Source organism: Kocuria sp. GQ42 (genome assembly GCF_059758435.1).
Window position 1 is genome coordinate 827,606 of record NZ_JCAXEN010000001.1, and the last position, 12,517, is coordinate 840,122.

The 12,517-nt window shown below is 64.0% G+C and carries 13 protein-coding genes and 1 pseudogene; 7 read left to right on the forward strand and 7 right to left on the reverse strand.

Going from position 1 to position 12,517, the window contains the following annotated elements; translation table 11 throughout:
• Together AC6CH6_RS03895 and AC6CH6_RS03900 are read left to right on the forward strand one after the other, a co-directional pair.
• Positions 1-426 (forward strand): DUF4913 domain-containing protein, encoded by a 426-nt coding sequence (locus AC6CH6_RS03895; protein WP_498254078.1) that lies wholly within the window; start codon positions 1-3, stop codon positions 424-426.
• A gap of 665 nt (positions 427-1,091) precedes the next feature.
• Positions 1,092-1,565 (forward strand): DUF6416 domain-containing protein, encoded by a 474-nt coding sequence (locus tag AC6CH6_RS03900; protein ID WP_498254079.1) that lies wholly within the window; start codon positions 1,092-1,094, stop codon positions 1,563-1,565.
• 247 nt (positions 1,566-1,812) lie between these two features.
• Here the strand turns inward: AC6CH6_RS03900 and AC6CH6_RS03905 are convergent, their stop codons facing one another.
• Complete coding sequence (locus tag AC6CH6_RS03905) at positions 1,813-2,241, reverse strand: hypothetical protein (RefSeq protein WP_498254080.1); 429 nt, start codon at positions 2,239-2,241, stop codon at positions 1,813-1,815.
• 210 nt (positions 2,242-2,451) lie between these two features.
• Between AC6CH6_RS03905 and AC6CH6_RS03910 the strand changes: the two genes are divergently transcribed.
• The 3 genes from AC6CH6_RS03910 to AC6CH6_RS03920 all read left to right on the forward strand — a co-directional run bounded on the left by AC6CH6_RS03910 (position 2,452) and on the right by AC6CH6_RS03920 (position 4,150).
• Complete coding sequence (locus AC6CH6_RS03910) at positions 2,452-3,360, forward strand: hypothetical protein (protein ID WP_498254081.1); 909 nt, start codon at positions 2,452-2,454, stop codon at positions 3,358-3,360.
• A gap of 45 nt (positions 3,361-3,405) precedes the next feature.
• Entirely contained in the window at positions 3,406-3,699 is a 294-nt protein-coding gene (locus AC6CH6_RS03915) for a hypothetical protein (protein ID WP_498254082.1), read from the forward strand.
• 322 nt (positions 3,700-4,021) lie between these two features.
• Positions 4,022-4,150: a hypothetical protein gene (locus AC6CH6_RS03920; protein ID WP_498254083.1), complete on the forward strand. Its 129-nt coding sequence runs from the start codon at positions 4,022-4,024 to the stop codon at positions 4,148-4,150.
• 227 nt (positions 4,151-4,377) lie between these two features.
• Here the strand turns inward: AC6CH6_RS03920 and AC6CH6_RS03925 are convergent, their stop codons facing one another.
• From AC6CH6_RS03925 to AC6CH6_RS03945, 5 genes are all read right to left on the reverse strand, one after another.
• The gene (locus tag AC6CH6_RS03925) at positions 4,378-5,541 is read right to left on the reverse strand and encodes a hypothetical protein (RefSeq protein WP_498254084.1); all 1,164 of its coding nucleotides are present in this window, start codon (positions 5,539-5,541) and stop codon (positions 4,378-4,380) included.
• Between the two features lie 324 nt (positions 5,542-5,865).
• Positions 5,866-5,988, reverse strand: a complete 123-nt coding sequence (locus AC6CH6_RS03930; protein ID WP_498254085.1) for a hypothetical protein — start codon at positions 5,986-5,988, stop codon at positions 5,866-5,868.
• A gap of 118 nt (positions 5,989-6,106) precedes the next feature.
• Entirely contained in the window at positions 6,107-6,877 is a 771-nt protein-coding gene (locus AC6CH6_RS03935) for a hypothetical protein (RefSeq protein ID WP_498254086.1), read from the reverse strand.
• Between the two features lie 4 nt (positions 6,878-6,881).
• A complete protein-coding gene (locus AC6CH6_RS03940) occupies positions 6,882-8,396 on the reverse strand; it encodes a relaxase/mobilization nuclease domain-containing protein (RefSeq protein WP_498254087.1) in 1,515 nt (504 codons plus the stop codon).
• Positions 8,393-8,782 carry a MobC family plasmid mobilization relaxosome protein gene (locus tag AC6CH6_RS03945; protein ID WP_498254088.1) on the reverse strand — a complete coding sequence of 130 codons (390 nt, stop codon included), beginning with the start codon at positions 8,780-8,782 and terminating at the stop codon, positions 8,393-8,395. Before AC6CH6_RS03945 ends, AC6CH6_RS03940 begins: the two co-directional genes overlap by 4 nt.
• Positions 8,783-8,997: 215 nt before the next feature.
• Here AC6CH6_RS03945 and AC6CH6_RS03950 point away from each other — a divergent pair, with 215 nt between their 5' ends.
• Complete coding sequence (locus AC6CH6_RS03950) at positions 8,998-9,297, forward strand: hypothetical protein (protein WP_498254089.1); 300 nt, start codon at positions 8,998-9,000, stop codon at positions 9,295-9,297.
• A 726-nt stretch (positions 9,298-10,023) separates the two neighbouring features.
• Positions 10,024-11,610, forward strand: coding sequence for a hypothetical protein (locus AC6CH6_RS03955; RefSeq protein WP_498254090.1), 1,587 nt, complete (start codon positions 10,024-10,026; stop codon positions 11,608-11,610).
• Positions 11,611-11,716: 106 nt separating this feature from the next.
• On the opposite strand, the pseudogene AC6CH6_RS03960 reads toward AC6CH6_RS03955, so the two are convergent.
• Positions 11,717-12,130 (reverse strand): annotated as a pseudogene (locus AC6CH6_RS03960) (transposase); the annotation flags it as partial.
• Between the last annotated feature and the right edge of the window lie 387 nt (positions 12,131-12,517).

Consider the following 12,517-nt stretch of genomic DNA (forward strand, 5'->3'; position numbering starts at 1 on the left):
ATGGACATCGGGGCTCGCCGAACCAACAGCCACGACGACATCGACGACGACCCCCTCGAGGAACCCGAGCAGGGGGAGGGGGAGCTCGTCTACGCGAACGTGGCCGAGTTCCTCATCGAACACCTGGCCTACCAGTACCGGCGCGACATCGACCTCGCCGGCCGCGCCACCACCTTCACCTGGTGCGCCCAGTGGTGGCGCCACGAAGAAGCCGTCAGCCGCCTCACCGGCCTTTGGCGGGCCTGGGAAAACCTGCGCATCGATCCCACCACCGGACTGGCCGTGTGGTGGCGCGACTACGCAGACCCCACCATGCGGGTGCTTTTCGACGAGAAGGGGCCCTTCCACGGCTGCACACCGAGGGCACACAACCCCAAGGGCATACCGCTTCCGCTGGATCCCCCACCACCCGGACTTTTCGAGTGACTAAACGGAGCAGCGACGGTACCCGTTCCCCCAGGGAGCACACCGGCACCGGGCGTCAAAGGTCTTCGGCCCACTAGCTAGTCCCCAGGACACCGCCTGAGGGATGGAATCTTGTAGCGATCCATGGCCAGCGGCATGCACTCGCTTGTTTGGCTATGGTGGTTAGCAAGCGGAACCTTAAGGTTCCTTCGTGGCCGACCGCTATGAGGCGTAAACCGCGCACCGGGCAGGATATGAGCCCGCCGAGTGCGACAAGTCGAGGAAGATCGACATGTCGGAATGCTCGAAGATCCCTTACGCCAGCCGTCGGACCGCCGTGAGCGCCATGCGAGCGATAGCCCGTAGCTACGCAAATCGCGGCCTCGTTGGCCCCAAGGGCGCATATTTCTGCACATCGTGCCGGTCCTGGCATCTCACGTCCAAGGCCGGAGTGCAGACCCCGCCATGGGACAGGGTGCGAGCCCAGCGCTGAACGCGGAACGCCCGTCCCACCTGCTCCGGCAACCCCACAAGTCACCAAAGCACCGACTACACCCTCGTCTGCGAACACCCTTGCCCCTTTAGGGAAGTAAGGAATAAGTACAGAGGGTTGACTCCGGTCTCTGGCAGGTGTCACACTTACGCCATGGAGGCAGTGGTCCTCCGGTCGCTAAAGGAGAAACGCCATGCCCGACATCACTGTTCCGGTCCCGGACGACCGGGTTGCGGAGTTCTATCAGTTCTTTGGACAGTGGCTAGGAGGGTCTCTGAGCCCCTCTGATGGAGGTTATGAAATGCTTTTCGACACTTCGGGAGACCTGGGCAAGCGCCGGAGCTGGACTGGCTCGGACGAGGACCGGGAGGATGCTGAGAAGCTCTGGTCCAAGATGACCAGCCGTGCCAAAGGCTTCTACAACCTGCTGATCGACGCGCCGGGAACCGAGTTCACCGGGAATCAGATCGCGGAGAAGCTGAGCATCCCCAACGGTGCGAACGGCGTCGCCGGTGTGCTCGCCTGGCCGGGTCGGTACTGCTTGAAGTTGAACCGTGGCCTGCCCCAGCACTGGAAGCACGGCGAGGACGGTGCTCCGTCCGTGTACTGGATGGACGCTGAGGTCGCAGCGCTTTTCGCAACGGTGCGCTCTGACCTCGATGGCTGAGGCTCGCCAACCACGCCGTTGCCTCGCCGGCAGTGCCCAAGTCGACGACCCAGCGGTGGCTGGCCACTGGCCAGTCTCATCGCCCGGGGCCACGTGCTGGCCCGTCGTGCCAGGAGGCCATGGGATCCACCCGCTCGAGCACCGGGATCAGCTTTCGGTTCGACTGGTACACCCGGGGAGCTAGCACTGGATGTCCTGACGGGGGCGGTCCCGGCCGATCCCACGGGATACCGCCTCAGCTGCCAGCTCAGCCGGCGTAGCGGCCGAACACTTCTTTGGTCAGAACCACCAAAGCATCGAGCCTGCCGGCGGCGGAGAGCTTCGGCGGGACCTTGCCGAGGCGGGCCGCCATCTTCCAGAACCCCCCGCCGATGTCGTTCGGGGTGTCGTGATGGATGACGAGCACCGTGAGCAGGATGCCGTTTCTCTGATGGCTCCGCACCGAGACGGTATCGAGTAGCGCGCCGAGGGCAGCCCGCTCAGCGTCCTTGTAGAAGTTGAACGCCGGGAGTCCCTCCTCGGCGATCCTCCCGTTGACCGCGGTGTAGTCGGTCTGCTTCTCACTTCGGGCGACTTCGATCAAGAATTCCTCGACCGCCTCGGCCATAGCGTCCCACTGCTCTTGGGTGCGGCCGTAGTGGACGGCCGGAGCCCCCGGCTCCTCAGTTGCTGCCATCTCGATCATTCCCTCAGGTCAGTGATGCGTCCTGCCACGAATCTAGGAGGAAAACGCCCCGCATAGCGGGACGCGCGCGGTCTCCGCACACAGAGGTGTGGACGGGCTCGAAGCTGGGGGCTCAGGGGAGGGGAAGGCCGTGGCGCGTCGGGACGCGGGCCGGTCGGAGAAGCACAATGGGCGTGAACGAACGAGAGTGGAAGGACGTCGATGGCCAGAACGCAGAGCGTTCTCGTGGAGTTCGCCAACCGCGATGGCCGGACGCGGCTCCGCAGCGCGTTGGAGGCGATGGGCGCCGGGGTGCACGAGGACGGGTCCCGGATCGAGGCGAAAATCAGCTCGGGGTGGCGGATGACCCGCCCCTCCGCCCGGATCTCGGCAACCTGGCCCCCGGACACCACCGGCGCGGTAGCCGAGGTGTCGGTGGTGATGAACGACGACCGGCACCACGAGGTCTTCGGCGAACTGGCCTCTGCTCTCGGAGCTGGTGCCCGGTTGCTGGACAGTGGCTTGTCTGCGGCAATCACGCGGATGGGCAGCGACGCCCGTTTCCTCCACCACGACCAGATTCCTCAGCTGAGGCACCTCCTGGATCCGGCTGAGACTGTCGCTGAACTCGGATGGGGGACTCTGCTCAAGCGCCCGGCGCTGGTGGTACTGACCGACCGCCGGCTCGTGTTCCTGGCCGACGAACGCCGTGACCCGCCGCTGTTTAAGCAGGTCCCGCTGGAGCACATCCGGTCGCTGATCGCCAGCCGCGGGCAGGGAGGCATGACCTTCCGGCTCGATCATGCTGCACTGGGATCGACCCTCACCGTGGTGAACTGCTCCCGCGCTGAGGAGCTGGCGGCCGCGTTCATGCGGTTGCGCGAGACCACCCCGTGGATGGAGCCGGAGGCGGCAGTGGTTGGCGACTCGGAGAGCTCCGCGGTGACCTTGGGCGGAGAACAGATCGCCCAGCTGGAGCACCTGGGGAGGTTGCACGCCACCGGGGTGCTCAGCGACCACGAGTTCGCGGCTGCCAAGCAGAACGTCCTCGCTAGTCTCGCGCCCCAGCAGGAGTTCATCCAGTACGAGCAGCGCTCGAGCTTCTTCTTCTTCGCTGCCTGGGAAGGCTGACCCGACATACCGTTGATGAGATACCCCTATTGGCCGGAGGCCCCGATGCACTCGATGCCCAAAGCCATGACAGCGGTACTCCACGGCGCGGTGTGCGGTGCGGCCGCCGCGGTACTGCTCGGTCTGGTGCTGATCCTGGTGGCACTGGGCACCGGCGCCACACTGGGCGTGCCGGGACTGGTGTCCGCCGTCGGCGGGACGACCAACGGGGCAGGCTCCGTGGAGTTCACCCTCGGGTGGACGGTGCTGGTGGCCGCAGCCGTTCTCGGCGGCTTGGTGAACCACAAGACCACTCGGAAGAGCCGGGATGCTGCCGCGAGGGAGTTTCCCCAGAACTGAGACCGTGGACGGAGCAGGCCCTACCCGTTGGACCCCTGGCGCGGGGCGTCGGTGACGGGGGAGTCGTCCATGTTGGCGGATTCGCGCATTCCGCCAACATGACGTCCACTACTTTACGTAATCGTTCTTATGGGACATTAACCCACGGGAGTTCTCGCATCTGTTGGAACTCCCGTCGGACCGATTTCGCTGCGGTTCCGCGGCGCAGCGTGGTTCGCTGGACTGTGCCGGACGTCGGATCGCTCAGCGGGGATTGCCGCGGCGCTGGTCAGCGCAAACCTTCTGCATCAGATGCACGATTCCACGGTGACGTGAGATTCGGATGGACGCTGTACCGGGCCAGGTCTTCGCCGTGCTGACCGACGCCGACGTGGGGCTCTTCCGCGCCGATGTGCGGGTGATCGAGGCCATGTTGGAGGGGTGGATGGCGTCAGTGGCTCCGACGACGTAGTCAACTCCCGCCTCCTCAACATCCGTGCTTACCGGTTACGTAAGACGAGTAGAAGTAGATGCGAGAACTCGTCCCACTCTGCCTACGGCCGTCCGCCACCGGAACCTCGATCTAGAAAATTGTCCGGGCCATGCGCACCGACCAATCGGCCACCATCAATATCAACGGGCAACGACTTACACACAATCCTAAACTCCCCGCCACGGCCAGAGATCTGCTCACTTCACTTATTTGACCTCACCCTCAGAATTCTTAATAGCTTTTCTTGTGGCCTGAGCAGCAACAAGTACACCAGCCGCCCCGATCAATAGTCGGCGCAAAGGCGGAGCTACAGGCAGAGCATCCACCGGGACAATGAGACGGGGCGATTTTGTGGAATCAAGTTGTTCGAATATATCTTCCGGATCCATCCTCAGTAATTCATCTGGTGTTACCTCGGAGGCTTCGGGGCGATAAATCAGTCGCGAATTGACCTTTTCTTTGTAGGTGGCCTCGTCCATAGTCAAAAGTGCTCTCGACACTTTATCCTGATCTTCCAGCGAAAGACTCCTATCCCTTAATGCTTTAAGACGTTCAACGTCGTCGCTGCTTAGCTTTCGCGGACGTTTTTTATGATCGTTGACATGATAGAAAACGCATTTATCATCCGGGTTGAGGAGTCGCCTTACCAGGCTATCCTTTAATTGCCACGCTTCCGCGATGTACGGGGTAAACCCCTCCTGAACGTTTACTATTTCGTATCCATCGCTTGACGAGGCGGTCGCCACTCCGGCGCCAATATCGGATACAGGCGGCAGCCCCGCGGCAATGGCAGCGATTTTTAGTGCGTCTTCAGCCGTTAAGTCGAACCCTAAATCTATTCTGGCCTCTCGGGACACCGTAACGCAGGCAAGACCGGGCTCCTTCGCCTCCGTCACCGAGGTGACCACGCAGTCGTTGACAGACATCCCGCCATCCGCCAATTGCTTTTGCGCCCGCAACAGGACATCCCATTTGTTTCGAGCATCGATGCGCCTTGCTCGTGGCACTCGAAGGAACGCCGCCCCCCGCCTACCCCGCGCCCCGGACAAATCCAATGATCCTGATAAGATGGTCGGCACATCTGCCTTTACGGACACCCTTTTTTTCCACGACCACCCCCGATCGTCCCCTACCTGGATCACCGTTTCCTGAGAAGGATTAACCAACTCCTCAGATTTGAGCACTAAATGCTCTCTTTCACTCTCCGGCAAGTAGTACCCGTGTCGACCGCAAGTTACAAACATTCCGACGTCTACTTTTTGATCTGGCATAAAAACCGCCAGATACCCATCTTTTTCGACGACAGTTCGATAGGCCACCCATTTATCGGCCTTTGTTCGCTCCGCCTTCATTCTTCCCTTGTCAGCCATTTTGACACCTTGTCAGCTCGACGCGGATTCAATCTGTCCAAGGATTGTCCGTGCCTCTGGGGAATCCTGCAAGGATCGTCGGCATCCAGGATCGATAATTACGCTCGGACTCCGCATACATGCATAGGGATATGGTTTGCCAAGCGGATATAAGAAAGGTCATCATTTGGCGCTGCCTGGTTTCCATGGTCGTCGTCCTGGTGCCGTGGCCCGTCAGCGGGTCCCCAGGCAGGACAGGGTGCGCTTGATGACCCTGCGGCGGGGAAGGACCTCGATAACGGATCGACTGTCGGTCCTCTTGACGATCTGCACGGTGATAGACGGTTAGTCCTTGGTGGAAGTCAGCAGCTTGCCGGCGTAGCCGCCGTCGACACACAGCACCACGTTGGAGGGCACCGCGATCCCTACCCGGTGGAGCAGCAGCCGCCCGCCGCCATAGACCTGCAAGCTCGCAGCTGAATGACGGTGAAGGACGGCGCGGAGGCATTGGGGGAACGCAATCAGCGCCGAGTGGGACAGTGCCGTCGGCACCCCGCCATGGATGCGATCCCTATCCTCGTTGCGTTCAGTCCAGCTCCAGCCCCTTCTCGCGCCCACGTCCGCGCCCGGTGTTTTTCCTTGCCCTGGGGCCAGGTTTCGTGGGGCGCACCGCGTCAACCGGAGGCGTGCCCTGATCCCGTTCGGCGGCCAGGCGGGCCTGCACGCCGTCGCGACCTTTCTCCGTGCCGCCGAGGGCTGCCATGAGCGACTCTGCCAGGCGGGCCCTGCGGTCTCCGGAGTCCCAGAGTTCCTCGGCTTCGGCGGCCGCGTGACGGACGTCGGTGTCGTACTGCAGATCGCCTTGTGCGGCCGCTGCGGCGCGGCGGGCGGCCTCGGTGTGGTCTCGCTGCGCGTCTTTCGCTTCACGGGCAGCCAGCTCTTGTTCCGGGGATCCGGTGCGCTGCTGTTGCGGGACGTGGTCGTGCAGGTAGTCCTCCACGGCCACCCCGTGGCGGTCCTTCACCTGGGACTCGATCCGTTCTCGGGCAGCTTGGGCGACCTCGTCGTGCTGCTCCCATTGCCGGGCCAGTCCGTAGTGGCCGGCGATGTCTTCCGGCTTGGCGGTCTCCCAGAACCGGTCCTGGTCCACCGGCGCCAGTTCGGTTCGCATCACGGCGCGTTCGGCCTCGAAGCGTTCCTCCAGCTCACGCCGCCGGTGCTGCTGCTCCATCAAGCGTTGGCGGACCTGCTCGGCACGCTGCCGGGCCATCATCTCGCCCCAGCGCCCGGCCACAGCCATCGCCGCTTGGAGGTCCCGGGAGAGGAGGTCGTTTACGCCATCGGGTTGTGTGCTCATGTCGCTACAGCTCCATTCCGTGCTCTGGGCGGGTGTGGTCAACGTAGGGGCGCACCGTGGCGGTGGGGCCCTGGGTTTCCCGCAGTACCCCGCGCTCACGGGTGGGTCCGGCGTGGGAGGCCGAGCGCGCCGGCGCGGAGGTCTCAACCTCCGGCAGGGGCTCGGCGACAACGGCCAGGTGGTGCTCGAAGGCGTCGTTGATGAGCTGGGTCTCGCGCAGGTCCTTGTTGGCCTGGTGCATCTCGTGGAACGCCTGAGTCATCCGCAGCATCTGATTCATGATCAGCGCCTGCGCCACCGGGGACGGGGCACGGGTGGCCGCCAGCAGGAAGGCGGTGGTGCCGCTGGTGCGCAGCGGTGCATCCAGGGGGGCGGTGATCTTCACCCCGGACCGGTGCGCGGACCGGGCCAGCACCCGGGCAGTCCGTCCCAGCGGCCCCTGGCCGTCCTCGGTCGCATGAGACCACGCCGCGTACACACCGGAGGCTTCCCGGGCCGCGTTCGCCCACGACTGGTGGTCGTCCGGGGCGATCTTGACCAGCCGCCGGCGGACCTCCTTCAGCTCCGCGGCCAACCGCCGGGCGGTCTCCTCGTCCAGCACCGCACCGGGGGCGTCGGGGTGGACGATGCGGCGGTGCCGCTTGGCCGCCATCCACTCCTCCGACGCCTCCTGTGCCGAGACCGGGGTGTCCGGCCAGCGGGTCCGCAAGGACGGGAGCGTGAGGTCCTGGGCGAGTTTGCCGCCACCGAACCACAGCGGCCGCATTCCCTTCGGCGGGCGCTCCGCCACCGAGTACCCGGTGACCACCGAGTCGGTGCCGGCGGCGAAGCGGGGGTGCACGAGCAGGTTGGCCCGGCGCATCAAACGGACGTACTGGGCTTCTGATTCGGCGGCCACCGCGCACGCGCGGACGGTGCGCTCCAGCGTGAACCGGGTCGGTTCCCTGGTGCTGTCCCGCCGTATCTCGCCCTGCTGCAGCCACCGTTCGGAGTGGTTGCCGAGCTGGATGAGGTGGAAGTCCTTCTCGATGCCCCGGGCGACCTTTTGCGCCCGGGAGAAGTCGTTGCCATCGGCCCACTTCGTGCCATCCTCCCGGATCGTGGAGGCCATGATGTGGATGTGGTCGTTGCCCTTGGTCGACCGTCCGTGATGCACCGCGACCCACTGGCACGGGGCCTTGGCTTGCGCGTCGGTGAAGTCCATCTCGTCCATGAACCGGGCGGCGATGTCCGACCATTCCTGGTCGGTGACCTCCCGGTCCTGGTACGGGATCGACAGTGAGCAGTGCCAGATGTGCTTGGTGTTAGCGTCCACCCCGAAGGCGCGACGGTTCAGGTCGATCTCGCGGGCGATGGACACCGCGGCTTCCTCGCCCAGCTGCGCGTCGTCGTGCCAGGACATGATGAGTGGGGAGCCGCCCACCAGGTGCGGGTCGGTGTGCTCGTTGGCCCGGCCCGGACCCACCAGGTACTTCATCAGCCCGACCGGCTTGTCGCCCTTGGTGATGTTCGGGATCACGGGATCAACTCTTCGATCTTGGCCAGCACTTCCTCACTGAACCGCCGGGCCTCGCGCATCGTCTCGGCTGTCTCGGGAAGGACCTCGCCGGTGCTGTTGGCGTGCCGGGCGATCTGGTTCACGTTGTTCGAGATCGTGGCCATCAGCCGGCGCATCGCCAACAACTCGGCCAGCTGGTTCCGCCGCAGCTGCACCGCCACCGGATCGGCCGAACCGAACACCGCCTCGACCATCAGCGCCGACGGTGACAACCCGGTCTGCTGCTCCAGCACCATCAACTGAGCACGCTCTGACTCCGACATGGACACCCGGACGTACTGGGTCTTGCCCTCGATCCGCTTCCGCCTCGACTTCCACACGTGGCGCGAATTTTTCTGCTCCACCACAGCACCTACTTCCGTCCTGGCCCAGCGCAGCGCCCCCACTGAAGTGGGCCCCACAGGACCAGTGTGCCACCGCAAAGCCCCGCGGGCCAGCGGTGTACTCGTTTTATGGCACATAAAACATAGCTTTGCTCCGCTGAGGCACCACGGGTGCCCCAGCGCCGGCTCAGCGGACGCTTCCTCTGGAACGGGCGGTGTGCGTTCGTTAACCTGGGGGCATGGCGAAGCTCACTGACCCCCAGCAGGCAGAAGAAGCCGCGCAGCGGCTGCTCAACGACCGGATGGACTACATCCGCCGGGCGATCACCGCACGCGGCGCCCTCGACGAAGCCCGCGAAGCCCTCAAAGAGGCCGAGAAGAACGACACCGCCGCGTTCCTGGCCGCCGTGAACAACGGCGGCTGGACCGCCGACGAACTGAAAAGGATTGGGCTGGCGGCACCGGATAAGGTGCAGCGCGTGCAGCGCCGGCGGAAGACCACCCAGTCCACCTCGGATACGCACTCCCCGTCCGCATAGAACGGCGGCGACACCGAGCCGGAGCAGTGACGGCCAGTCGCTGGGTTCTCACTACGTGCTAAGGGGTGCTCCTGACCGTCTCCATCGTCCTGGTGACTCGAGGCTCGAAGATCGGATTGTTCTCCGGCCTTCTCCTGGTGGTCTCGCTGCTCGTCATCTGGCGTGAAGCACGCCAGAGTCGAGAGGAACGCGAGAAGGACCACCGTGGCTGAGTTCCTGGCCCCGTGCCCACATGGGCACGGCAAAAGCTCTCTCGCCCCGCGGCTTTCCCCGCACCCATGATGGACAGCGGGGACCCCAACCGACCACCCGACCACAGCCGGCAGGTCACCTAGAGCGCAACCGTGACACTTCCTATGCCGCCGTCTGTGGACGGCTTCCCAAGCAAGTGATTACCACGTAACGGACGGTGCCCGCCCCTTGTAGAGAGGCGGACAACGCCTGAGTTGGCTCATTCGCTGAGTGCGTGATTTCCGAGGTCGCGGATGGCACCGAGGATCGCCTGAAGTTCATCCTGCGCGCACAGGTCGCTGTCTAGCACCACAACAGCGAACTTGGCTCTTGTGTCAGTCGCCTGCATTAGAGTCAAAATCATGAAAACGGGGCGGCTGAGCGTGAGCTGTTCTTAGGCGGGGTCGTGTGCTCGCCGGGACGTGCTGGTCACCTGCTCGGGCCAATGTCCCTAGCGGAGAGCCGCACCCATGAATGTATTCGCGAGGAGTCGAAATGAGCGTGCTATACCGTGCCGTCTGGTCTGACAGCGTGACGTCAGGCACCGATCAGGTCATTGACGACATACGGCAACGTGTCGCTGGGTGGGTGCAAGAGACACCAGAACCTGCTCCGATGGTCGAAGGCGAGAGCACGCTCAACGTGTCGCTGGGGCGGCATCGGAAGAGCATTTATCGACCGATCAGCTCTCATGCCTTTGAAGTCACCGTCAGCGACCATTCGCCTAAGGATGGGACCGAGTGGACGACTGACATCCGCGCGATCGCCGACGAAAAGCTGATACACCTCCTCGTCGAGAACAGAATGCAGTCCGATGACCTCGCGCGGCGCGTTTCGGTCGGCAGGCCGAGGATCGTGCACGACCTGTTGAAGACTGCCGGCAAGCCGTGCCTCAATGGCAACGTTCTCCTTACCGAACCTCAAGCGATCCCAGCGGCAAGCATCGATATCCTCACCGACCTCCTCGCGGATCCCAACCGCACCTTGCCCGTGATTGTGTGCTCGGAGCCGAGTGGGCACCACGACGGGTCGTGGCTGCGACCGGTGAACAAGATCGCGTCGCGTGTGGAGGGCATCGCGGTGGTCTTTACCCTCGACAACGATGCCGTCACAGCGTTCAAGAAAGCCCTCGGCGACCTCGCTGTTTGGGGAGGCGGCATCCGCGTTTACTCTCCCAGTGCGGTCGTCGCCGGAGCTGATGGCTGGCGTCACCGGTTCTACGTCCGGTCGCGCCTGGAGGAAGCTGCTCCGGCGACGATTGACCGAATCGTCTACTCGGTCGCACAGCTCTCAGCTCGACGTCGAGTGCCCGAAGTGTTCCGGGTGTTCGGCAAGCAGAGCGGCCTGCCGGCTGGTGACCTCGACGGCACGATCCCCGCTTCCGAGCTGGAAGGCGCACGCGAGCAGTGGGAATTCGAGCTCGAGCTGGCTCTCGAGGAACGGAGTGAGCTGGAGAAAGGACTCTCGAGGGCGAATGGGCATCTGGCACGCCTCAAGGACGAACTGATCACCAGGGGCTTGAGCGACCTGATCTGGGGCACCCAACATGAGACCGACGACTCGGTCCCCGATGAGGTGCAGGACACCTCCGAGGCTGTTCTTGCTGCCCAGATGTACTTGTCGAAGTGGTTGGTCGTCCCCGCATCGGCGCCGCGGGACCTGGACGACATCGACACCGCTCCGACGGCATTCGCCTGGGGCAACAACGCATGGCGCGGACTGCGCGCCCTTGCCGCCTACGCCGAGGACCGGTCCGGAGGCTGGGACAAGGGTGGGTTCTGGGAGTGGTGCGCTTCAGGCCCCGTGCTCGGCTGGCCAGCCACCAGCAAGAAGCTCTCGATGACCGAAAGCGAGTCAGTTCAAAACAGTGACAAGCTTGCCAGGGCTAGAGTCTTCGGGGTCGACACCGAAGTGGACGCTTCCGGAGCGGTCACAATGCTCGCACACCTAAAAATTTCCGAGGGCGGCGGAAGTCTCGCGCCTCGGATCTACTTCCATGACGATACGAATGGCTCGACCCGAAAAGTTCATGTCGGACTCATCGGTCCTCACTACCTGGTTCCCAACAAGTCCGCGAATTAGATCCTGAGGGGCCGACTTGCAGCGAGTGGGACTGTCCGATAAACGGTGTGCGGGGTCCGGCGGTTTTCATCAGTGAGTGGTTCTCTCGAACCGTCCGGCGAAGGGGAAGCGCGAACGCGTTGAGCGCCAGCTTCCACCTCATCACCCACCGTGCTCTGCCGCCGCCGGTGGGGTCAAGAGACCGAGTGACCAGATACAGGCACTTCAGCGCGGCCTGCTCGTGCGGGAAGTGCCCGCGTGCCCGCACCGCCCGCCGGTAGCGGGCGTTGATCGACTCGATCGCGTTCGTCGTGCAGATCACCGAAGCGGATTTCCACGGCGTACTCCTTCGAACGGCACGAACTGAAGCCCAGGAGGACTCCCACAGCTGCACGATCGCCGGATACCGCTGGCCCCACTTGGCCTTGAACTCGGTGAACCGGTCCTTCGCCGCGGCCTCGGACGGGTCGGTGTAGACGGGCTTGAGCTCTTTGACGATCCCGTCACGGTGCTGTCGACCGGCGTAACGGAAGCTGTTGCGTTCCTTCCTGGTCGGCGACCGGAAGGAGAACGACATCGTCCTGGAACGTCTTCTGGCCTAATCCTGCAACGTCAACAGGCAGCGCGCTGTCACTCTCGCATGAACGCGGACGTCTCTCCCGCGCCGTGCACCCTTCGACGATCAGAGCAGTACCGACTCGACCTCGAATCCGTCGCCGATGAGGCCGTACTTCTGGGAAAGCTCGGCCAGGGGCCCGCCACCACCCACTTCGACGGCTGACGAGGGACCAGGGCACTCCGGGTGCACGGTGCTCCCAGGGGTCCAGCCGCACGGTGCGCGGAGGCGCGGAGGCACAGCGGCCAACCCCTACTGCAACACGGTCCGCGGGGAACATGGTCGATGCTAGGTCCACGGCTGGAACCATCC